Source organism: Massilia rubra, assembly GCF_011682065.1.
GTDB classification, from domain to species: domain Bacteria; phylum Pseudomonadota; class Gammaproteobacteria; order Burkholderiales; family Burkholderiaceae_D; genus Telluria_A; species Telluria_A rubra.
Genome location: NZ_VUYU01000001.1, coordinates 166,486 through 189,991, shown reverse-complemented (window position 1 = coordinate 189,991; position 23,506 = coordinate 166,486). Strand labels below are relative to the sequence as shown.

15 protein-coding genes are annotated in these 23,506 nt (G+C 66.6%); 5 read left to right on the top strand and 10 right to left on the bottom strand.

What is annotated here, in order from left to right:
* Nucleotides 1-304: 304 nt before the first annotated feature.
* The 4 genes from F0185_RS00850 to F0185_RS00835 are packed head-to-tail and all read left to right on the top strand — an operon-like array spanning nucleotide 305 to nucleotide 7,537.
* Nucleotides 305-1,105: an ABC transporter permease gene (locus tag F0185_RS00850; RefSeq protein WP_306667689.1), complete on the top strand. Its 801-nt coding sequence runs from the start codon at nucleotides 305-307 to the stop codon at nucleotides 1,103-1,105.
* On the top strand, nucleotides 1,105-2,325 hold the full coding sequence (locus tag F0185_RS00845; protein ID WP_167220727.1) for an ABC transporter ATP-binding protein: 1,221 nt from the start codon (nucleotides 1,105-1,107) through the stop codon (nucleotides 2,323-2,325). The genes F0185_RS00850 and F0185_RS00845 overlap by 1 nt, the downstream gene beginning before the upstream one ends.
* Nucleotides 2,322-3,758 carry a class I SAM-dependent methyltransferase gene (locus F0185_RS34265; RefSeq protein WP_187362408.1) on the top strand — a complete coding sequence of 479 codons (1,437 nt, stop codon included), beginning with the start codon at nucleotides 2,322-2,324 and terminating at the stop codon, nucleotides 3,756-3,758. The genes F0185_RS00845 and F0185_RS34265 overlap by 4 nt, the downstream gene beginning before the upstream one ends.
* Nucleotides 3,758-7,537 (top strand): glycosyltransferase, encoded by a 3,780-nt coding sequence (locus tag F0185_RS00835; protein ID WP_167220725.1) that lies wholly within the window; start codon nucleotides 3,758-3,760, stop codon nucleotides 7,535-7,537. The genes F0185_RS34265 and F0185_RS00835 overlap by 1 nt, the downstream gene beginning before the upstream one ends.
* A 77-nt stretch (nucleotides 7,538-7,614) precedes the next feature.
* Here F0185_RS00835 and F0185_RS00830 read toward each other — a convergent pair whose 3' ends face one another.
* From F0185_RS00830 to F0185_RS00785, 10 genes are all read right to left on the bottom strand, one after another.
* Entirely contained in the window at nucleotides 7,615-8,037 is a 423-nt protein-coding gene (locus F0185_RS00830) for a hypothetical protein (RefSeq protein WP_167220723.1), read from the bottom strand.
* Between the two features lie 122 nt (nucleotides 8,038-8,159).
* Entirely contained in the window at nucleotides 8,160-9,359 is a 1,200-nt protein-coding gene (locus tag F0185_RS00825; RefSeq protein WP_167220721.1) for an alginate O-acetyltransferase AlgX-related protein, read from the bottom strand.
* 1 nt (nucleotide 9,360) lies between these two features.
* Nucleotides 9,361-10,776: an MBOAT family O-acyltransferase gene (locus F0185_RS00820; RefSeq protein ID WP_167220719.1), complete on the bottom strand. Its 1,416-nt coding sequence runs from the start codon at nucleotides 10,774-10,776 to the stop codon at nucleotides 9,361-9,363.
* A gap of 100 nt (nucleotides 10,777-10,876) precedes the next feature.
* Complete coding sequence (locus F0185_RS00815; protein ID WP_167220717.1) at nucleotides 10,877-12,079, bottom strand: hypothetical protein; 1,203 nt, start codon at nucleotides 12,077-12,079, stop codon at nucleotides 10,877-10,879.
* A gap of 1 nt (nucleotide 12,080) precedes the next feature.
* On the bottom strand, nucleotides 12,081-13,511 hold the full coding sequence (locus F0185_RS00810) for an MBOAT family O-acyltransferase (protein WP_167220715.1): 1,431 nt from the start codon (nucleotides 13,509-13,511) through the stop codon (nucleotides 12,081-12,083).
* Between the two features lie 133 nt (nucleotides 13,512-13,644).
* Entirely contained in the window at nucleotides 13,645-14,847 is a 1,203-nt protein-coding gene (locus tag F0185_RS00805; protein WP_167220713.1) for a hypothetical protein, read from the bottom strand.
* Nucleotides 14,844-16,589 carry a hypothetical protein gene (locus F0185_RS00800; RefSeq protein WP_167220711.1) on the bottom strand — a complete coding sequence of 582 codons (1,746 nt, stop codon included), beginning with the start codon at nucleotides 16,587-16,589 and terminating at the stop codon, nucleotides 14,844-14,846. Before F0185_RS00800 ends, F0185_RS00805 begins: the two co-directional genes overlap by 4 nt.
* A 20-nt stretch (nucleotides 16,590-16,609) precedes the next feature.
* On the bottom strand, nucleotides 16,610-17,002 hold the full coding sequence (locus F0185_RS00795) for a GtrA family protein (protein WP_167220709.1): 393 nt from the start codon (nucleotides 17,000-17,002) through the stop codon (nucleotides 16,610-16,612).
* A 48-nt stretch (nucleotides 17,003-17,050) separates the two neighbouring features.
* On the bottom strand, nucleotides 17,051-17,995 hold the full coding sequence (locus tag F0185_RS00790) for a glycosyltransferase family 2 protein (protein ID WP_167220707.1): 945 nt from the start codon (nucleotides 17,993-17,995) through the stop codon (nucleotides 17,051-17,053).
* A 314-nt stretch (nucleotides 17,996-18,309) separates the two neighbouring features.
* Nucleotides 18,310-19,845: a DEAD/DEAH box helicase gene (locus tag F0185_RS00785; RefSeq protein WP_167220705.1), complete on the bottom strand. Its 1,536-nt coding sequence runs from the start codon at nucleotides 19,843-19,845 to the stop codon at nucleotides 18,310-18,312.
* 475 nt (nucleotides 19,846-20,320) lie between these two features.
* Here F0185_RS00785 and F0185_RS00780 point away from each other — a divergent pair, with 475 nt between their 5' ends.
* Entirely contained in the window at nucleotides 20,321-23,470 is a 3,150-nt protein-coding gene (locus F0185_RS00780) for a ligand-binding sensor domain-containing diguanylate cyclase (RefSeq protein ID WP_167220703.1), read from the top strand.
* Nucleotides 23,471-23,506 lie beyond the last annotated feature (36 nt).

The following is a 23,506-nucleotide window of genomic DNA, read 5'->3' as shown; positions in this document are numbered from 1 at the left end:
TTATGGAAGCTAGAAATTACAAGAATTTATGCGCACTTACTTAGTCATTACACAGTCCCATCACTGCACCATCGCCCTCCCCACCCTCCTTTTTGCCCCGTTGTGGTCCAAAACCTGCATGCTATAATCTTCCGCCCCGCAGCCCCGGCAAGCCAAGTTAACTTCCAGGCGCGGCGCGGCCGCTTGCGGCCCCGAGCTGTTATTTCCCAACTGCCTGATAAACGACCCACACCATGACCTTGCCGTTCGCCGCCCGTGCGCCTGCGCTTCCCACCAGAGACCACGCGCCCCGCGCCCCGCGCGCATGATCTCGCTGTCGATGTTCCGCGGCGTCTGGCGCTACCGCGGCTTCGTGCTCGGCAGCGTCAAGCGCGAATTCCAGTCCAAGTACCGCAATTCCCTGTTCGGCGCGCTCTGGACCATCCTCAATCCGCTGGCCATGATCACCGTCTACACCGTGATCTTTTCCGAAGTCATGGGCAGCCGCCTGCAGGGCGTCAATTCGACCTTCGCCTACAGCATCTACCTGTGCGCCGGCGCGCTGACCTGGGGCTTGTTCGCCGAAATCACCACGCGCGCGCAGACGGTGTTCATCGAAAACGCCAACCTGATCAAGAAGCTGCAGTTTCCGCGCATTTGCCTGCCGATCATCGTGGTGCTCAACGCCTGCGTCAACTTCGCCATCATCTTCGGCCTGTTTACCGCCTTCCTGGTCTGGTCCGGCACCTTTCCCGGCGCGGTCTACCTGCTGCTGTTCCCGGTGCTGGCGCTGCAGATCCTGTTTTCGATCGGCCTGGGCATGGTGCTCGGCGTACTGAATGTGTTTTTCCGCGACGTCGGCCAGTTCTTCGGCATCCTGCTGCAATTCTGGTTCTGGTTCACCCCCATCGTGTACCCGGTCACGGCGCTGCCGAAACCGATCCGCGAACTGCTGGTGTTCAATCCCATGGCCGCCGTGATCGCCTCTTACCAGACCATCCTGGTGCATGGCCGCGCGCCGGACTGGGCCAGCATGCTGCCGATCCTGGTCCTCACCGTGCTGTGCTGCCTGATGGGTCTTTTACTGTTCCGCAAGCGCTCCGGCGAAATGGTGGATGAACTCTGATGGGTACCATACGCGTCAATCAACTGGGCAAGGCCTACAAACAATACGGTAACCGCTGGGGCCGCCTGGTGGAATGGGTCCTGCCCTTCCTCGGCCAGCGCCACCGCCTCAAATGGGTGATCCAGGATGTCAGCTTCCAGCTCGCGCCGGGCGAAGCGGTCGGCATCATCGGCATCAACGGGGCCGGCAAGAGCACCCTGCTCAAACTGATCACCGGCACCACCACCCCGACCACCGGCAGCGTGCAGATCACCGGCCGGGTGGCGGCCCTGCTCGAACTGGGCATGGGGTTTCATCCCGATTTCAGCGGACGCCAGAACTGTTTCATGGCCGGCCAGCTGATCGGCCTGACCGTCGATGAAATCAGCGCCCTGATGCCCGAGATCGAAGCCTTTGCCGACATCGGCGAGTACATCGACCAGCCGGTGCGCGTGTATTCCTCGGGCATGCAGATGCGCCTGGCCTTCAGCGTGGCCACCGTCAAGCGGCCCGACGTGCTGATCGTGGACGAAGCGCTGTCGGTCGGCGACGCCTACTTCCAGCACAAGAGTTTCGAGCGCATCCGCCAGTTCCAGAAGCTCGGCACCACCTTGCTCATCGTCAGCCACGACCGCGCCGCGATCCAGTCGATCTGCGAACGCGCCCTGCTGCTCGACGGCGGGCGCCTGGCTTCCCAGGGCAGCCCGGAACAGGTGATGGACTACTACAACGCCCTGATCGCCGCGCGCGACGGCGCCGGGGTCGAGCAGGTCGTCACCGAGGCCGGCCGCACCCAGACCAGCTCCGGCACCGGCGAGGCGAGCGTGACCCGCATCACCCTGGAAGACGAGGCCGGGCGCGCGCTCGAGACGGTCAATGTCGGCGCCGCCGTGACCCTGTGCATCCAGGTCAAAGTGCACCGGCCGGTTGCGCGCCTGGTGCTCGGCTACATGATCAAGGACCGCCTCGGCCAGCAGATGTACGGCACCAATACCCACCACATGGACATGGCGCTGCACGACGTGGCCGCCGGCGAAGAGATTACCTTCCGCTTCGCCTTCCCGCTCAACCTGGGCGAAGGCAGCTATTCGCTCACCACCGCGCTGACCAGCGACGAAACCCATTTGGGCGGCAACTACGAATGGCGCGACCTGGCCTTCCTGTTCATCGTCATGAACATGAACCGCAAATACTTTGTCGGCACCAACTGGCTCGAGCCGCGCGTGGAGATCCTGCGATGAGCGACAATTTTTACCGCGCATTCGAAGACCGCTACCGCGGTTCGCGCGAATTGATCAAGTCGCGCCTGACCGCGTATCAAGCGTTCTACGGCCCGCTGGCCGCGCGCTATCCGGGCGCCACGGTGCTCGATCTCGGTTGCGGGCGCGGCGAATGGCTCGAACTGCTGGGCGAGCAAGGCTTCAAGCCGTTCGGCGTGGACCTGGACGACGGCATGCTGGCGGCCTGCCGCGAACGCGGCCTGCACGTCGAACTGACCGACGCCCTGTCCGCGCTGCGCGCCACGCCTGACGCCAGCGTGGCCATGGTCTCGGCCTTCCACCTGGTCGAGCACATTCCGTTCGAGATGGTGCAGGACCTGATCCGCGAAGCGCGCCGGGTGCTGCTGCCGGGCGGCCTGTTGGTGATGGAAACGCCGAATCCCGAAAACCTGGTGGTGGGCGCGTCCAGCTTCTACATGGACCCCTCGCACCTGCGTCCGATTCCGCCGCCCCTGCTCGAGTTCGTGGTGGGCTTTGCCGGCTTTGCGCGCCAGAAGGTGCTGCGCCTGCAGGAAGCGGCGCAGCTACACGAGGGCAAGCCGATCGGCCTGATCGATGTGCTCGACGGGGTCAGCCCCGATTACGCGGTGGTCGGCCAGAGCAATGCGCCGGACGAGGTGCTGGCGCCGTTCGCCGCGCCGTTCGCCGCCAGTTACGGCATTTCCCTGGCCGACCTGGCGCTGCGCTTCGAACACCAGGACAGCGTGCGCCGCGCCGAACTGCACCAGGCGCTGGGACAACTGGGCGACCGGGTCGGGCGGCGCGAGCAGGCCGACATCGAAGCGCTCGACATCCTGCACAAGGGCCTGGCGCGCATCGCCGAGGGCGTCGAAGACAACCGCCGCCGCCACGACGAGGCGGCGCCCACGCTGCACAGCGTGCCGCACCTGCAAGCCCGGTTGGTGGAGCAAGCGCAGCTGGCCGAGCAAACCCACGCGGCGGTCCAGGAAAAATTCGATGCGCTGGCCCACCGCATCGGCGCGGCCGAAGAGCGCGCCGCGCAGCACCAGCGCCGCGTCGAGGAACTGCTCGATAGCACCTCATGGCGCGTCACCGCGCCGCTGCGGATCGTCACCGGCTACGCCTACCGCCTGCGCAACGCCGTGCGCGACGGCCGCATCGGGCCCGGCATCAAGCGCCGCGTCACGCCGCCGCTGCTGTCGCTGATGCGCGCCCTGCTGCGCCGTCCGCGCGCCAAGCGCACCGCACTGGCCGTGCTGCGCCGCTTCCCCGGCCTGCACGCGCGCCTGTACGGCGTGCTCAGGCGCGGCAACAACCCGCCGCCGCCGCCCCCGGCGCCGTTCCCGCCCAGCACCAGCGTGCTGGACCTGACGCCGCGCGCGCAACGCATCTACCAAGAACTCAAACAAGCTATCGACTCAAGGAAGAACTGATGCGCATTGTGATCGACCTCCAGGGCGCCCAGTCGGAAAGCCGTTTTCGCGGCATCGGCCGCTACTCGCTGGCCCTGGCGCTGGGCGTGGCGCGCAACGCCGGCGAACACGAAATCTGGCTGGTACTCAACGGCGCCCTGGGCGCCTCGATCATCGACCTGCGGCGCAGCTTCGCCGGCCTGGTGCCGCCCGAACGGATCCGCGTGTTCGACATCGCCGGCCCGGTGGCCGAAATCGACGCGGGCAACAGCCCGCGCGCGCGCGCCGCCGAACTGACGCGCGAACACTACATCGCCCAGTTGCGCCCGGACGCGGTGCTGGTCACCAGTTTGTTCGAAGGCTTCGTCGACGACGCCGTGGTGTCGGTCGGCGCCTTCGCCGGCGCCGCGCGCACTGCGGTGGTGCTGTACGACCTGATTCCGTTCTTGAATCCCGAGGCTTACCTCGGCAGCGCCATCCAGCGCGCCTACTACGAGCGCAAGATCGCCTCGCTGCGCAGCGCCGGCCTGCTGCTGGCCATTTCCGACTACTCGCGCCAGGAAGCGATCGACGCGCTGGCGCTGGCGCCCGACTCGGTGCACGCCATCTCCACCGCGGTGGACGACACCTTCTGCACCGACGCCGCGCAAACGCCGGAGCAGGTGGCCGAGTTGCGCGCGCGCTTCGGCATCAAGCGCGGCTTGCTGATGTACGCGCCGGGCGGCTTTGACGCGCGCAAGAATATCGATGGCCTGATCACCGCCTACTGCCTGCTGCCGCCGGCCCTGCGCGACAGCCACCAGCTGCTCATCGCCAGCAAACTCGGTGAGCGCGACCGCGCCGACCTGCTGGCCCACGCGGCCAAGCGCGGCATGGAAAAGGATCACCTGATCCTGACCGGCTACGTCAGCGACGCCGACCTGATTCGCCTGTACCAGATCACCGACCTGTTCATCTTCCCCTCGCGCCACGAAGGCTTCGGCCTGCCGGCGCTCGAAGCGATGGCCTGCGGCGCGATCGTCATCGGCGCCAACAACACCAGCATTCCCGAAGTGGTGGGCTGCGAGGAAGCGCTGTTCGACGCCGACCGCCCGCAATCGATCGCCGAAAAAATCGGCCAGGTGCTGCAAGACCCGGCCATGCGCGAACGCCTGCGCGCGCACGGGCGCGCCCAGGCCAAGCGCTTTTCGTGGGACGAGAGCGCGCGCAAGGCCCTGCGCGCGATCGAGCGGCGCTTCGGCGCGGCGCAGCCGGTCGCGCTAGCCGACGCGGTAGCCAATGCCCCGGCACGGCGTCCGCGCCTGGCCTTCGTGTCGCCGCTGCCGCCCGAGCGCACCGGCATCGCCGACTACGCCGCGCAAGTGCTGCCGGCCATGCTGGAGCACTACGAGATCGACCTGATCGTGCACCAGGATAAAGTCGCGCTGCCGCCGGCCCTGGCCGACCTGCCCCGGCGCGACCTGGCCTGGTTCGAGCAGAACGCCGGCCAGTTCGAACGCATCGTCTACCAGTTCGGCAACAGCCCCTTCCACAGCCACATGTTCGGCATGCTGGCGCGCCATCCGGGCGTGGTGGTGCTGCACGATTTCTTCATCAGCAGCGTGCTGGCCTACGAGCAGCTGGCCGGCGGGATTCCCAATGCCTGGACCGACGCCCTGTTCCACTCGCACGGCATGGCCGCGCTGCTGGCCGGCCTGAAGGTCGAGCGCGCGCTGGAAACGCGCAGCCTGTATCCGTGCAACCTGACCGTGCTGCAGCAGGCGCGCCGCGTGGTGGTCCATTCCGAACACGCGCGCAGCCTGGCGCGCCACTGGTACGGACCGCTGGCGGCGGGCGACTGGAGCGTGGTGCCGCTGCCGCGCGCCCTGCCCGCGCCGGGCGACCGGGCCAGCGCCCGGCGCGCGCTCGGCATCGGCGACGAGGTGTTTTTGGTGTGCAGTTTCGGCTTTGTCGCCAACACCAAGCATAGCCAGGAATTGCTGGACGCCTGGATGGATTCCGGGCTGCACCGCGACCCGCGCTGCGAACTGGTGCTGGTCGGCGCCAACGACGGCGGCGAGTATGGCAAGCGCGTGGCCGCCACCTTGTCGGCCGGCGGCAAGCGCATGCGCGTGGCCGGATGGACCGACGAAGCGGTCTACCAGCAGTACCTGCAAGCGGCCGATGTCGGCGTGCAGCTGCGCTGCCTGTCGCGCGGCGAAACCTCGGCCGCGGTGCTCGACTGCCTCAATTACGGTTTGCCGACCATCGTCAACGCCAACGGCTCGATGGCCGAACTGCCGGCGGACGCGGTGTGGGGCCTGCCCGACCTGTTCACCCAGGACCAGTTGCGCGAAGCGCTGGAAGGCTTGCATGCCGACCCGGCGCGCCGCGCCGCGCTGGGCGAACGCGCGCGCGCGCTGCTGCACACGGTGCACAGCCCGGCCCATTGCGCCGCCCTGTACGCGGTGGCCATCGAAGAGGCGTATGCCGGCGCGCCTGGATCGCGCGCGGCCCTGATGAGCGCGCTGGCGGACCAGCCGGCGCTGCGGCATGACGACGCGCTGGTGCGCATGAGCGCCCAATGCATCGCCGCCGCGCCCGAGGCGCTGGCGCCGCGCCAGTTGCTGGTCGACGTCACTTCGACCGCGCGCCATGGCCTCAATACCGGCATCGAACGGGTGGTGCGCATGCAGTTGACCGAACTGCTGGCGCGCCTCGAACCGGGCCTGCGCATCGAACCGGTCTACCTGGCCGAGCACAATGGCCGCACCGAATACCGCTATGCGCGCGAGTATGCGCGCGGCCTGTACGGCATCGATTCGCCGCTGCCGTCCGACGAAGCGGTGGAAGTGAACGCGGGCGACCGTTTCTACTGCGCCGACTATGCGCCCGGCGCGGTGCTGGCGGCCGCGCGCGAAGGCCTGTTCGCGGCCTGGCGCGCGCGCGGGGTCGAAGTCACCTTCTTGATCCACGACCTGCTGCCGGTACTGCGTCCCGAATTCTTCCCGGAGGGCGCGGATGCCGGCCATGGCGCCTGGCTGGCGTGCGTGGCCGCCAATGCCGACCGCCTGCTGTGCATTTCAGGCGCGGTCAGGAGCGAACTGCAGGACTGGCTGGCGCAGGCGCGCCTGGAACTGCGCGGCCCGCTCAAGCTGGCGGTGCTGCACCACGGCGCCGATATCGGCGCGCAGGTGGCGCCCGTGGCTGGCGCCGCGGCGCGGCGCGACGGTCCCGCCACCTTCCTGATGGTCGGCACGATCGAGCCGCGCAAGGGCCACCTGCAGGCGCTCGACGCGTTCGAGGTGCTGTGGCGCGAAGGCGTCGACGCGCGCCTGGTGATCGTCGGCGCGGAAGGCTGGACCCCGCTGCCGGCGGCGGCGCGGCGCACCATTCCGCGCATCGTCGAGCGCCTGCGCGGCCACGCGGAACTGGGCAAGCGCCTGGAATGGCTGCAAGGGATCGGCGACGCCGAACTGCTGGCGCTGTACCAGTCCAGTTCCTGCCTGCTGGTGCCGAGCGAAGGCGAAGGTTTCGGCCTGCCGCTGATCGAAGCGGCGCGCTACGGCTTGCCGCTGCTGGCGCGCGACCTGCCGGTGTTTCGCGAGGTGGCCGGCACGCACGCGGCTTACTTCAGCGGCATGCACGGGACCGAGCTGGCGCAGGCGCTGCGCACCTGGCTGGCCCAGCGCAGCGCCGGCACCGAGCCCGATTCGGCCGGCATGCCGTGGATCACCTGGCGCGACAACGCCGGCCAGCTGCTGGCGGTGCTCGACGGGCGCGGCGAAGATCTTCTGTGGAGCGAGGGCGACAAGGGATAGAACGATCAACGCATTGCGATAGAGCGTTATGCGGCGACGATGCTATTTGCCGGTGGCCCGAGCGGGGTGGCGGCAACTCAGCGCTCCATGAATCCGGCTGCCGTTATCAGCACGGCTCGCAGTTCACCCTGCTGCAACGCCTGAAGCGCAGTGAGGCCGCTCAGGGAAGCCTTGGGCGTGGTAAAGAATTGCCATTTGCTTGACGCCGGTATGTCGCCCAACGCGCGCGTCACCGTCTCCAGATCACGCCGCGACATCGTCTCGTCAGAATAGAATGCGGGATACAGAAAGCGGCCGCCTCCGCACTCGAGCGCAAACATCCGCCCTGCCTTGAGGGCCTTGCTGACGGCCTGCGGCGACAGTGTCAGACGATCAGCCAGATCCCGGGCCGCGATCAACTCCCCGCTGCCGGCCAGATCGGCACGCCGCGCCTGTTCCTGACTCGCCATATTGCGCATGAAAGCGTCGTTGTCGGCGGGCCGCTTCAACAGTTCCTTCACACCAGTCACAGTGCCGCCATGATTGCTCTTTCGGGAGCTTCGATTGTACGCCTCTCCGGTTTTCAATCAACCGAATCAAGCAGCAAGCCAAGCAAGCCCATGGATAAGCTAGCGGACAAACACTAAGCCTTGGGCGGCGGCAACAGCCGCTCGGTGCCAAAACGCAGCACGTCGAACATGGCGCCGGCGTCGTGATACAGGATCAGGATGTCGGTATTGCCGGGGTCGCGGTACAGATAGTTCGTGAGGATCAGGATCTGTTCGGGCGTGAGCTGGTCGGTGTTATTGGTCGCGAACTGCTCCACCGTGCCGTAATAGCGCGCATACCAGGCCGACACCTTGGAGCCGAAGGAGTCCGAGATGATCAGCAGGCGCCGCGCGGGCGCCTTGGGATTGCTGAAGCGGCTGATGTCGCGCAATTTTCCCGCCACCGCCGCGATTTCGGGATAGCAATCGCCACCCCAGCAGCCCTTGACCTGCGACGCTTCCAGGTCGGGTTCGATGATCTCGCTTTCCAGCAGCACGCCGTCGAACAGGTGCGACACGTCCGAGTGATGCATGTATTTTTTGGTCGCCAGGACCGGCGCCTGGTCGAGCGGACGCTGCCAGAAATGGGTCAGGCTGGCGCGCGCCACCTGGTCCAGGCCGTCGCCGGTCCAATGGAACCAGGTTTTCGGAAACAGCACCGCGCTCTTTTTGATCTCGCGCATTTCGCGCACCGGATAATACATATTTTCCCTGGCCGGTTGCTCCAGTTGCGGCGACGCCAGCACGCCCGCGGTCGGCGTGTCGGGGCTGGCGCAGGCGCGCTCCAGGAAGCGCGGCACGTCTTCCGGATACACCACCGGCGCCGAGGGCACCACCATCAGCTTGGGCGAAAGGCCGGCCTGGTGGAAAGCGCTGAACATGCGGTTCAGGTGCGGGATGGTCGAGGCGCGCGCGGGCGTGCCGCCGCAGGCGGCCATCACCGCCTGGAACGGCGGCATGTTGGTGCCGTGTGCCGCCAGGAAGTAGCGGCCGTGGCGCCCGGCCGCCATCTGCACCGTCGGAAATTCGCGGAACAGCTTGAAGCGCATGCGGTTGTTCAACTGGAGCAGGTCGACCCGGTAGCCGAAATGGTCGTTGATCCAGGCGTCGAGCTTGGGCGGCGCTTCCAGCAATTGGGCAGTGGTCGCGGGGCGCGCCGGCAGCTGCGCCAGGTTGGGGTCGGGCGGCTTGGTGCGTGCGTTGTACAGCGACATCACGGCCGGCACCGACAGCAGGGCCACCACGGCGAACTTGCCGGCATTGCGGCCAAGCATTGCGAGAACAGGGTTGCGCATATCAGAAGCGGAAATAGATGAAGGGATTGTAAGTGCCGGCAGCCAGGCTGGCGATGCACAGCAGCGCCAGCGACGCGGTCAGCACGGCGTGGCCGCCATGCACCAGCACGGCCGGCAGGCGCGCGGCCGGGGCCGCGCTCGCCGCCCCGGGCGACAGCGCGGCGCGCCAGCGCCAGCAGGCCAGCAAGGCGCCCACCACCAGCGCCAGCAGCGCACTGTGGCCGACATCCATGCGCCACGAATGCGCATGGGCCTGCTCGACGTGGGCGCCGAACATGCTGCCCAGGTAATTGAGCGCGTGCGGCACATCGTTGGCGCGGAAGAACACCCAGCCGATCATCACGCACAGCAGGGTCCAGGCCTGGCCGACGATGGCGGGCAGGCGCGCCAGCAGGGCCGCGCCGCCCAGGCGCTCCAACACCAGCAGGGCGCCGTGCCACAGGCCCCAGATGACAAAGGTCCAGGCCGCGCCATGCCACAGGCCGCACAGGAAGAACACCAGCGCCAGGTTGAAGTAAGTGCGCAGGGGCGAGCCGCGGTTGCCGCCCAGCGGAATGTACAGGTAGTCGCGGAACCAGCTCGACAGGCTGATGTGCCAGCGGCGCCAGAAATCGGTGATCGAGGTGGCCGAATACGGACGGTTGAAATTGGGCGGATAGCTAAAGCCGAGCATGTGGCCGATGCCGATCGCCATGAGGGAGTAGCCGGCGAAGTCGAACAGGATCTGGATCGAATAGCAGGCGATGCCGATCCAGGCCGCCGGAGCGTCGAGCTGGGCGGGATCGATGGCGAAGACGTGGTCGGCAGCCTGTCCCACGGAATTGGCGATCAGCACCTTTTGCGCCAGGCCCAGCACGAACAGGCGAAACCCCATCCACAGGCGCGCGTTGCTGATGGTGCGCTGCTCGACTTCATGGGCAATCTGGCGGTAGCGCACGATCGGGCCGGCGATCAGTTGCGGGAACATGGCCTTGTACATGGCGAAGCGCAGGAAGCTGCTTTGCGCGGTGATGTCGCGGCGGTACACGTCGATCAGGTAGGAAATGCCCTGGAACACGAAAAACGAAATCCCCAGCGGCAGCACGATGGCCGGCAGCGCGCCTTCGCGCAGGCCGATGGCGTTCAGGATGCCGGCGAAAAAGCCCAGGTATTTGTAATAGCCCAGCATCGCCAGGTTCAGCCCGATCCCCAGGCCCAGCAACGCCTTGCGCTGGCCGCCGGCGCGCGCGATCAGCCAGCCGAAGCTGTAGTTAAGGAAAGCCGAGAGCATCAGCAGCGGCACGAAGCGCGGCTCGCCCCAGGCGTAGAACACCAGGCTGCCGATCAGCAGGACGGCATTTTTCCACGGCAGCAGGTAATACAGCAGCAGGAAGCAGGGGAAGAAGTAGAACAGGAAAACGGCTGAACTGAAAACCATGGGTGTCTCGTCAGAAGAAAACCGTGGCGGCGGCGGCCCGCTCGGGGCGCGTCGCCTGGCATCGGCATGGTGCTAAACATCGACCCGGGCGGACCCGGGGTCAGGGCTTGGCGGCCGGCGCGCCCGGCAGGATCGGCTCGGTCCCGAGGCGCAGTACGTCATACATGGCGCCACCGTCGTGATACAGGAGCAGGATATCGGTGTCGGCCCGGTTGCGGTAGATATACGCCTTCATCGCTTCGACCTGTTGCGGCGTCAGCTTGGCGGTATGGCTGGTGCAAAAATGCTCGACCTCGCCGTAATAGCGGGCGTACCACTGCGAGGCCTTCTGGCCGAACGAGTCCGACAGGATCAACAGGCGGCGCTTGGGCGCGTTCGGGTTGTGGAAGCGGCTGATGTCGCCCAGCACGCGGCCGACGCCGTCCATCTCCGGATAGCAGTCGGGGCCGAAACAGGGCTTGATGCCGGAGGCTTCAAAGTTCGGCTCGATCAGTTCGCTCGTGAGCTTGATGCCGATGATCATGTGCCCGAGGTCCGAGTCGCCGATGTGCTTGTACACCTTGAGCGGCGGCTGGTCCAGCGGGGTCTGCCAGAACGCGGTCAGGGACAGGCGCGCGACCTGGTCCAGGCCGTCGCCGGCCCAGTGGAACCAGGTCTTGGGAAACAGGGTCGTGTTCTTGGCGATCTCGCGCATTTCCTTGAGCGGATACAAGATCGACCGGCGCGCTTCGGGCAACAGCTCGGGCGAGGCCAGCACCCGCGCGGCGGCCGTGTCGCTGCTGCTGCATTCCGCCACCAGGCTGCGCGGCACGTCCTGCGGATACACCGCCGGGGACGAGGCCACCACCAGCAGTTTCGGGTCCAGCCCGGCCGCGTGGAAGGTGCTAAACAGCTTGTTCAGGTAGGGAATCGTGGCGTCGGTGGCCTTGCCCTTGCCGCACACCGCCGTCATGGCCTGGTAAGGGCCGGCGTTCTTGGCGTGCGCCGCCATGAAATAGCGCCCGTGCTGGCCGTACGCCACCTGCACCGTGGGAAACTCGTGGAACAGCTTGAAGCGCACGATGTTGTCGGCCATGATGAAGTTGGCGCGAAAGCCGAAGTGATCGCTCACCCACGCCGTCACCTTGGGAGGCAGTTCCACCAGTTCGCCGAAGGTGTGCGGACGCGCCGGCAGCGGCGTCAGGTTGGGGTCGTCCGGCAGGCGCAGCGCACGCAGCGACAGGCAGGCCGGCACGGCCAGCAGGGCAATAATGATGGCCTTGGCGGTGTGCCGGCCGATGCGCGCAAACACAGTCGGCCGCATGTCAGAACCTGAAATAGATGAAGGGATTGTAGGTGCCCGCCGCCAGGCTGGCGATGCACAGCAGCGCCAGCGCGGTGGTGGCCAGCACGCTGGCGCCGTTGACCAGCACGCCGCTGCGCGGCGCCACGATGGCCGGCACCGCCTTCGCTTCGTCCTTCTCGCCCGCCTTCGGACGCAGGCGCCAGCAAGCGAGCACGATGCCGATCGCCAGCGCGCACGCCGCGGTACGGGTGAGGTCATGCTGCCACGGGTGCAGCACGGCCACGCCATCGTAGGCGCCGAACATGCTGCCGAGGTACTTGAGCGCGTACGGCACGTTGTCGGCGCGGAAGAACACCCAGCCGATCATCACGCACAGCATGGTCCAGGCTTGTCCCACCACACCCGGCAGGCGCGCCAGCAGGGCCGCGCCGCCCAGGCGTTCGAGCACCAGCAGGGCGCCGTGCCACAAGCCCCAGATGACGAAGGTCCAGGCCGCGCCGTGCCACAGGCCGCACAGGAAGAACACCAGCGCCAGGTTGAAGTAAGTGCGCACTGGCGAAGCGCGGTTGCCGCCCAGCGGAATGTACAGGTAATCGCGGAACCAGCTCGACAGGCTGATGTGCCAGCGGCGCCAGAAATCGGTGATCGAGGTGGCCGAATACGGACGGTTGAAGTTGGGCGGATAGGTAAAGCCGAGCATGTGGCCGATGCCGATCGCCATGTTGGAATAACCGGCGAAGTCGAACAGGATCTGGATCGTGTAGCAGGCGATGCCGACCCAGGCGCCGGGCGCGTCGAGCTTGGACGGGTCGACGGCGAAGATGCGGTCGGCCGGCAAGGCGACGTAATTGGCGATCAGCACTTTTTGCGCCATGCCCAGCACGAACAGGCGAAATCCCATCCAGATCCGTTCATTCGTGAGCGAGCGCTGGTCGACTTCGCCGGCGATCTGGCGGTAGCGCACGATCGGGCCGGCGATCAGTTGCGGGAACATGGCCTTGTACATGGCGAAGCGCAGGAAGCTGCTTTGCGCGGTGATGTCGCGGCGGTACACGTCGATCAGGTAGGAAATGCCCTGGAACACGAAGAACGAAATCCCCAGCGGCAGCACGATGGCCGGCAGCGCGCCTTCGCGCAGGCCGATGGCGTTCAGGATGCCGGCGAAAAAGCCCAGGTATTTGTAATAGCCCAGCATTGCCAGGTTCAGTCCGATCCCCAGGACCAGCAACAGCTTGCGCTGAGACTGGGCAGCGGCGCGCGCGATCAGCCAGCCGAAGCTGTAATTGAGGAAGGCCGAGAGCATCAGCAGCGGCACGAAGCGCGGCTCGCCCCAGGCGTAGAACACCAGGCTGCCGATCAGCAGGACGGCATTTTTCCACGGCAAAACGTAATACAGCAGCAGGAAGCAGGGGAAGAAATAGAACAGGAAGACGGCCGAACTGAAAACCATGAGATGTCTCGTCAGATAAAAACGGCGGCGATGGCGGCGCCGGATAAGCGCGCGATTATAGCATCGCCTTGTTGTAAAAAATCAAAAGTTGCCAAATCGCAATCACGAAAATGACGCGTCGGCAAGCTTGATGTCAGCCCTGCTTCGGCAGCGCCGCCGGCAGCATGCTGTCGGTCCCGAGGCGCAGCGTGTCGTACATGGCGCCGCCGTCGTGGTACAGGATCAGGATGTCGGTCTGGGCCGGATCGCGGTACAGGAAGGTTTTCAAGTCGGCAATTTGTTGCGGCGAGAGCTGGTCGACCCGGTTGGTGGCCATGTGCTCGACCTGGCGATAGTAGCGCGCATACCAGGGCGCGATCTTCACGCCGAAGGAGTCGGAAATGATCAAGAGGCGGCGCGCCGGCGCCTGCGGATTGTCGAAGCGGCTGACGTCTTGCAGGATGCGCGCGGCCGCCACTTCGGGAAAGCAATCGAGCCCGAAGCAGGCCTTGATGCCGGACCCTTCCATGTCGGGCTCGACGATCTCGCTTTTCAGGGTGATGCCCTCGAACAGGTGCGACACGTCCGACTGCGCCACGCTTGAGCGGGTGCGCAGCGGCGGCCCCTGGTCGAGCGGGCGCTGCCAGAAATGGGTCAGGCTCAGGCGCGCCACCTGGTCCAGCCCGGCGCCGGTCCAGTGAAACCAGGTGTTGGGGAACAGGGTCGCGCTTTTCTTGATCTCGCGCATTTCCTTGAGCGGATAAAACATATTTCCCGAGGCTTCGGCTGCCAGTTCCGGCGCGGCCAGCACGGTGCTCACCGCGGTGCGCTCGCTGGAACACTCGGCCACCAGCGCCATCGGCACGTCTTCCGGATACACCGCCGGGGCCGACGGCACCACCAGCAGCTTGGGCTGCAGCCCGGCCGCATGGAAGGCGCCGAACAGCTTGTTCAGGTAAGGAATCGTGGTGGCGTTGGCCACGCCGTTGCCGCACACCGTGGTGATGGCCTGGTATTGGGCCACATTGGTGCCGTGCGCGGCCAAGAAGTAGCGCCCGTGCTGGCCGGCCGCCATCTGGATCGTCGGAAATTCATTGAACAGGTGAAAGCGCACGAAAGTGCCGAGGCGGATGAACAACTTGCGTCCGCCGAAGTGGTCGTCGACCCAGGCGGTGAGCTTGGGCGGCGCGGCGGTCCAGTCGGCCAGGGTGCGCGGCTTGGGCGGCAGTTGCGTCAGGTTGAGGTCGGCCGGCTTGTTCAGGGCGCGCTCGAGCGACAGCACCGCCGGCAGCGCCAGCAGGAACACGATCACGATCTTGGCCGCATGGCGGCCCGGGCGGGGGGAAATGGCGCTCATGGCAGATGTCCTACTTCGCACAGTTGATAAGCATCGCTGGCGCCACCGCCGAAACGGGCGTCGTACACGACGCAGCTCGCTTCGTTGAAGGTGAGCCGGTAGCGCTGGAGGACCTTGTGGCCGGCGTCGTACAGGCGGCGCTGGCGCTGTTCGGTGTCGGCGTCGGGCGCGGCGGCGCCGCGGCGCGGTCCCAGCGGCAAGCCGCCGCCGGTGAGCATCACGAACAAGGGACCGCGGCGCGCGGCCACCATCTGGGCGACGCGCTCGGCGAAGGCGGGCGACTCGGGAAAGCCCGAACCGAGCGCGGCGAACGCCAGGCGGTTCGGAAAATTCGGCACCAGCCACGACATCGGCGGGTCGCCATGGACGGTAAACACCATGCTCTGCTCCGGCTCGGCAAACGCCGGCACCTGCACCGTGAAACTTTTCTCGCCATTGTAGTGATGGCCCCAGTCCACGCGCGGCAGGCCGGCAATGGCCGAGAGCACGATGCACCAGGCGCCGATCGCGCGCGCCACCGGCAAGGTGCACACGCGGTGCAGCAGCAGCCACAGCACCAGCGGCGCGAGCAGTTCGAGCGGCACCATGTAGCGGTAAATGCCGAACAGCTTGAGCCAGATCAGGTAGGAGAGCGCGAAAAACACCAGCAGCAAGCGTGCGCCGGGGGCCTCGCCGTGCGCGACGATGCTCGTGGCGGGCGCGGGCGCGGCCAGCCACAGGCGGCGCAGGTGCTGCGCGATCAGCGCGAGGAAGGCGATGTAGACCAGCGGCCAGATGATCTGGGTCATCGGCAGCTCGATCACGCGTTTCGAATTGAAGGTGAAGATGAAAGGCCACAGCAGCGCTTCGAGCGCGCTCTTGGGCACCCAGCCCATGTCGGCCACGGCGATCGGCGAGGCCAGCGGCGCCTTGAAGATATTGTTAAATTGGGGAAACAGGGGATTGCCGAACTGCTTCCACATCAGCCAGTACCAGTGGCCGGCGGTGGCGCCGATGCCGGCCAGGGTGCCCAGGCCGAACACAAAGGCCGTGGTGAAGCGCCGCCACAGGGAGACGCGCAGGGTCAGCAGCGCCAGGCACAGGGCCAGCGCATAATTCGCATTGGTCAGCTTGAGCCCGGTGCCGGCGCCGATGATCAGGCCGGCGAGAGCGGCGATCAGCGCGGCGCGCACGCCGCCGGCCAGCAGTTGCGGCCACTGGCGCAGCAGCAGCGCAATGGCGCCCAGCACGGTGAGCGAGGTGAGGTTGTCGCCCATGGTGTTGCCGAGCTGGGTCAGGAAAGAAAAGCCCATGCAGCCGGCCACGCCCAGCAGCAGCGGCAGGCGGTAGCGCGCGGTGGCGAACGCGGCCGGCTCGCCGGCCACCAGGACCTGGCGCACGATCACGATCAGCAGCACGAAATTGAGTCCGTGCAAAAAGCCCATCACAAACCCGGTCACGCGGGTCGGAAAATGCGATGCCAGGCCGTAATACAGCAGGTCGATGGTGGGATTGAAATAGCTCTGGAACTGGCCCGGATTGAGATCGAAGCCGATCTTGTCGTTCAGGAAGGCGTACGGGTTATACCAGTGATAGTTACGCAAGTCCCAATTGGCGTCCTGCCCCAGCAGCACCGACACCAGGCCGGCCAGCAGCGGGACGAGCCACATGGACAGGCGCAGCAGCTTGACACGGTCGAGCCCATCCCACAGGCGCAGCACGCCGGCGTCCACACGCGAAATTGCCCGAGTCACGACATTCATGCGATTCCTGCGATAAGTAATTACGAATTACGTTGAAAAACAAACCAGCGCGCGCCGATGAAATTGACCGTCATGCCGGCCAGCGAACCGGCGCACACGCCCCAGTAGGGGCTGTACGGCAAGGTGGGAAAACACCAGACGATGGCGCTGTAGGTGGCAAAATTGACCAGCCCGCCGCCGCTCATGGCCAGCAGGTAACGCCACCATTCGGTCCACAGCGAGATGCCGGCCGGATGGAAGGTGTAGCGACGGTTGATCTGCCAGGTGGCGAACACGGCGCACAGGAAGGAGAGCGCGCGCCCGGCATACGGATCGAGGCCGGCGCCGCGCGCCAGCGCCAGCACGCCCAGGTCGACCAGCAAGCCCGCCACGCCGGCCACGCCGAAGCGCAGCAGCTGGACCCCGAGCTTCATGCCCGTGGCGCGGCGGCGGTGGCGGAGGCGCCGCCATGGGCGCCCCGCTCAGACATGTTTGACACGCGGCGCCGAGATGGCCAGGTAGGCGAAGCGCTTCTGTTCGATGCGGCCCTTGGTCACGGTGTCGAGGATCAGGCCGCAGTTGAGCGAGATCACGCCGAACAGGCTCAGCGCGACCGACAGGATCGCGGTCGGCAGGCGCGGCACCAGGCCGGTCGCCAGGTAGGTCTGCAACAGCGGGACGGCAAAGCCGACCGCCGCCAGCATGAAGGCGAAAAACGCCAGCGAGAAAAAGGCCAGCGGCTTTTCGGTCTTGAACAGCTTGATGATGGTCCACAGGATGCGCACGCCATCGCGGTACGTGTTGAGCTTGCTGACCGAGCCTTCCGGACGCGAGCGGTAGATGGTTTCCACCTCGGCCACCGGCATGCGCAGTTCGAGCGCGTGCACGGTCAGCTCGGTTTCGGTTTCGAAGCCGGCCGAGTGCGCCGCGAAGGACTTGGCGTAGCGCCGCGAAAACACGCGGTAGCCCGACAGCATGTCGGTGAAGGTATCGCCGAACACCGCCGCGACCGAACCGGTCAGCAGGCGGTTGCCGAAGCGGTGGCCGAAACGGTAGGCTTCCTGCTCGGTCGACACGCGCGTGCCGACCACCATGTCGAGGCCTTCGTCGACCAGCTTTTCGGCCAGCTTGGGCGCCACGCTGGCGTCGTAGGTATTGTCGCCGTCGACCATGATGTAGATGTCGGCGTCGACATCGGCGAACATGCGCCGGATCACATTGCCCTTGCCTTGCAGGGGCACATTGCGCACCACGGCGCCGGCTTCGCGCGCCAGGCGCACGGTGGCGTCCTTCGAATTGTTGTCGAACACATACACCACCGCCTGCGGCAGGCAGGCATTGAAGTCGCGAACAATCGCGGCAACCGTCAGTTCCTCGTTATAACAAGGCACGAGGATGGCGATGCTTTGATTAATTAGTTTGTTCATCGTTTTACAGTGATAAAAAAGAGAAACGCCGCAGCGCGTGACCAGGGACCACACGCAGGGCGGCATTACATTTGGGCAAATTATACATCCAGGCAACACTTTGAGGGGCCAGGCTGGGCCGCGCCATGCCGACGCGGCCGCCTCGGCCCGGGTGCTTAGAGCCTATCTCAGTCGATCGGCGTCGCTGCTGCCGCGCCTGGCAAGCGAGTGCTGCGTTGCTCGTCGTTGCATGGCTAGCCATGCGGTCTCCTCGCGCCTTGCCCTCGCTTGCCATGCATCGCCATCAGCTTCCCCCGATCGACTGAGATAGGCTCTTACTGCTTGGGCGAGCCGCCGAGCAGCACGGCGATTTTCTGCTTGGGCTTGGTGCTGGCGCTGACCTGGTCGGCCACCACCGGCGTGCTCTTCTTGGCCGGTTCGTACGGGGTCAGGAACCAGGGATCGACTTTTTCGCGGCGCGGATACGGACCGGAACGGCCCGGCGCGCCGCTGGTCGAACTGCGCTCGGTGCTGGAACTGCGCTCGGCACTGAAACTGCGCTCGCCGCCGCGTTCGCGTTCGGGCGGACGGCTCGACGAACGGGGCGCACCGGCGCCGGCGCTGTCATCGCGGCGCGGACGGCGTTCGGTGGACGACTCCAGGCGCCCCGCGCCGGTCGTGCTCGCTGGCACGAAGCCGGGCAGCTCGCCGCGCGTGATGGTTTGCTTGATCAGTTTTTCGATATCGACCAGCAAGCGCTCGTCCTTGTCCGAAAACACCGACAAGGCGTCGCCCGAGGCGCCGGCGCGGCCGGTGCGGCCGATCCGGTGCACATAATCTTCGGCGTTGTACGGCAGGTCGAAGTTGATCACGCATGGCAGGTCGGAAATATCGAGCCCGCGTGCGGCCACGTCGGTTGCGACCAGCACGTCGATCTCGCCCTTTTTAAAGGCGTCGAGCGCGGCCATGCGTTCCTGCTGGGTCTTGTCGCCGTGGATCGCGGTGGCCTTGATGCCGCCCTGCTCCAGGTGGCGCGACAGGCGCGAGGCGCCGATCTTGGTGTTCGAAAACACCAGCACTTGCTTGAGGTCACGCCCGCGGATCAGGAATTCGACCACGTCGCGCTTGGCTTCGTCGGCCACCTTGTAGACGATCTGGGTGACCTTGTCGGCGGTGGCGTTGCTGCGCGCCACTTCGATGGTCACCGGGTCGGTCAGGAAACTGTTGGCCAGCTTCTTGATCTCCGGCGAGAAGGTGGCCGAGAACATCAGGTTCTGGCGCTTCTTCGGCAGCAGGTTGATGATGCGCTGCAAGTCCGGCAGGAAGCCCATGTCGAGCATGCGGTCGGCTTCATCCATGACCAGCATCTGGACCTGGCCCAGGCTGACGTTTTTCTGTTCGATATGGTCGAGCAGGCGCCCCGGGGTGGCGATTACGATTTCCACGCCGCCCTTGAGGATGATGGTCTGGCCCTTCATGTCCATGCCGCCGAACACCACGGTCGAGCGCAGCGGGGTGTGCTGGGCGTAGGCCTTGACGTTCTCGGCCACCTGCACGGCCAGCTCGCGCGTCGGGGTGAGCACCAGCGCGCGCACCGGGTGGCGCGCCGGCGACATGCTCGGGCTGGCGTGCGCCAGCAGCAGCTGGATGATCGGCAGCGAAAAGCCGGCGGTCTTGCCGGTGCCGGTCTGGGCCGCGCCCATGACATCGCGTCCCTGCAGCACGATCGGAATGGCCGCGGCCTGGATCGGCGTCGGATGGATATAGCCCTGGTCCGTCAGTGCGCGCAGGATCTCCGGCGCAAGGCCGAAATCGGCGAACTTGACGGTGGGTGCACTGTCGGCTTCGATGGTAATCGGTGTTTCAGACATAAGTTTTCCGGGCGTAAGTTCAATCTGCTCTACGCCCGGACAAGCCGACGCGGGGAACTTCCAGGATGGACGGGGACGAGCCGGCTGGCAGCCTGTCAGGCTTGGGGAGTCGAAGCGAAAAAATAGCTGGGCGAGGCCCTATTTCGACGATTTCGCAGTGCCAATAGCGAGCTATTGGCCGAGAAAGCGGTGAGATATGGCCCGTCCAGATATTTTTGCAGCCGACGATCCCAAGTCTGACAGGCTGCCAGTGGCAAGACCGATGGCCAGCTCGAATAGTGCCACGACAGCGTCGGCAGAACCGGGCGTACGGACGTAGATGCAATAATAGTGCCGTAAACGATACCCTAAATCCCGGCAACTGTACATCGATAATACATCTTGAAAGAGGTATTGCCGCACAGCCAACTTGGTTTACACTGCCCGGGTTCCCCGGCATTCCCGGGGTGGCCGGTACTGTAGACACCTATTTGCCATGCTCAGCGTATTTACCGCCTTCGCGCGTCACCCCTTCGCCCTGCCGCGCCTGCTGCTGTGCGCCCTCCTGTGCCTCATGTCGATCGCCGCCCAGGCCGGCACCGCCCCCACCTCGGCGCTGCGCTTCAAGCGCCTGCCCTCGTTCGATTCGAGCGAGCTGTCGATCCTGGCGCTGCTGCAGGACCGCCAGGGTTTCGTGTGGATCGGCACCCACAGCGGCGGGCTGTACCGTTACAACGGCTACCACGCGGTCAAGTACGTGAGCAACGCCAACAGCGGCGGCAACCTGCCGCACGACCGCGTCTCCGACCTGTATGAAGACCCGGCCGGCGCGATCTGGGTGGCGACCCAGAACGGGCTGGCGCGCTTCAATCCCGAGACCAACAATTTCACCCGCTTCGTGCCGGCCCCCGGCCCGGCCTCGCAGCGCATCGTCAAGAAGATCATCGGCGACGGCAAGGGCGGCATGTGGCTGGCCACCTGGGGCGGCTTGCAACACTTCGATCCGGCCAGCGCCCGCTTCACCCTGCACCTGCACGACGCGGCGCGCCCCGGCAGCCTCGCCTCGAACGACCTGAACGCCATCGCCCTGGACGCCGGCGGCGGCCTGTGGGCCGCCACCTGGCCGGGCGGGCTCGATTACCTGGCGCCCGGCGCGCGCGATTTCACGCACTTCCGGGTCGACCGGCCGGAGGCGCCCGATCCCAAGCTCAACATCGTGCGCGCCCTGCACTTCGCGCCCGACCAGACGCTCTGGATCGGCACCGAGACCGGGGTGGTGAGCTGGCGCGCCGGCCAGCCGTGGAACACGCGGCGCCAGGTGGACTCGCCCGCGACCCGCATCAACACCTTGTACGGCGACCGCAACGACACCGTCTGGGCCGGCACGCTCGGCGCCGGCCTGCTGCGCTGGGATAAACAGCGCGAGCGCCAGGAACAACCCGGCGCCCAGGCCGTCCATTACGTGCACCGCGCCAACGATAGCTACAGCCTGCCGTCGGACGATATCCGCGCCGTCATGCACGACCGCAGCGGCATGCTGTGGATCGGCTCGATCACCGACGGCATCAGCCTCGTCAACCTGAACAGCGAAGGCTTCCAGCGCTTTATTCCCTTCGACGTCGATGCCAACAACCTGCGTCCCAACAATGCCATGCGCGCCATGGAAGGGGCGCCCGACGGACGCTTGTGGCTGGCCAATAACGCCGGCCTGTCGCTGTTCGACAGCGCCAGCGGCGCCGTGCTGCGCAGCTACCGCGCCGACGCCAGGGCCGGTCCGGGCGCGGCGCCAGCGGGCCCGCCCGGACCCGCCCTGAGCAGCAATATCGTCTACAGCCTGTACCAGCAGCCGGACGGCCCCTTGTGGATCGGCACATCGGCCGGCCTGAACCGCCTCGACGCGCTCGACGCGCCGCTGCGGGTGGTCAGTTTCGGCTCGGTCGGCAGCGACTTCATCAACACCATCGCCCCGGCCGCCGGCGGCGCCCTGTGGATCGGCACCGGTTTGCACGTGCTGCGCTACGACCCGGCCAGCGGCCAGAGCACGCCCTACCCGTCCGACCCGGCGCGCGCGGACAGCCGCAGCGTCAGCGGCACCACCAGCATCGTCGAAGACCGGCTCGGGCGCGTGTGGATGGGCTCGGAATGGGGCGGCGGCGGGCTCGACGTGCTGGACCAGGCCAGCGGCCGCTTCCGCCACCTGCGCCAGCGCGCCGGCGATGCGCGCTCGCTGTCGGACAACAATGTGGTTGCGTTGTACCAGGACCCGCAGGAACGGCTGTGGGCCGGCACCGCGCGCGGCGTGAACCAGGTCATGACGGACGCGGCCGGGGCGATCAGCTTCCGCCGCTACGACGGGCCCGACAGCGTGGGGCCGCTGAAGATCCTGGCGATGCGCAGCGACCGCGCCGGCCAGTTGTGGCTGAGCACGGCGAACGGCTTGCTGCGGCTCGACCCGGACAGCGGCAAGGTGGCGCGTTTCTCCGCCGCCGATGGCTTGTCGGAAGGATTTTCCTCGGGCGCCGCGCACGCCGCGCCGGACGGGCGCCTGTATTTCGGCGGGGTCAAGGGGATCACCGGGGTCAGTCCGGCGGCGGTGCGCAGCGTCTCCTCGCCGCCGCAAGTGGCGATCACCGACATCAGCGTGTTCAACCGCTCGCTGCGCGACGGGCGCGCGGTGCCGGGCCTGAAACTCGACGGTCCGGTGACGGCGCCAAGCAACCTGACCCTGGCCGGCGACGGCTCGGTGTTTTCGATCGAATTCGCGGCCCTGCACTTCACCGATCCGGTGCGCAACACCTACGAATACCGGCTCGACGGTTTCGACCGCGCCTGGGTGCAGACCGACGCGGCGCACCGCAGCGCCACCTACACCAACCTCGATCCGGGCAGCTACACGTTTTCGGTGCGCGCCGCCAACCACCAGGGCGTGCGCAGCGAGAACGCGGCCAGCATGACGGTGACGATCCTGCCGCCGTGGTGGAAAACCTGGTGGTTCCGCACCATCCTCGCGCTGCTGGCGCTGGGGCTCCTGAGCGCGGCGTACCGCGCGCGGGTGCGCGACCTGACCCGGCGCCAGAAGCAGTTGCAGCACATGGTGGCCGAGCGCACCGCCGAGCTCGAAGCGAGCAACGCCAAGCTGGCGGCGCTGTCCTCCACGGACGGGCTGACCGGCATCGCCAACCGGCGCGGCTTCGACCATGCGCTCGAAGCCGAATGGAAGCGCGGCGCGCGCAATGGCTATCCGGTGGCGCTGGCGATGCTCGACGTCGACCATTTCAAGAGCTACAACGACCATTACGGACACCAGGCCGGCGACCAGTGCCTGCGCGCGGTGGCCGGGGTGATCGCGGCGCACGCGCGCCGTCCGTCCGACCTGGTGGCGCGCTACGGCGGCGAGGAATTCGCGCTGCTGGCGCCGGCCACCAGCGTGGCCGAAGCGCACGAACTGGCCTGCGCGCTGTGCCTGGCGCTGGAACAGCTGGCGCTGCCGCACGCCAAGTCGCCGTACGGGGTGGTGACGATCAGTATCGGGGTGGTGTCGCTGATGCCGGACGAGAACGGCGCGCCGGAGCAACTGGTCGAACATGCCGACCGCGCCATGTACCGCGCCAAGACCGAGGGACGCAACCGGGCCTTGTGCGCCTGACATCGTCGTGCGCCGGCGCCTGACCTGGCGCAGCCG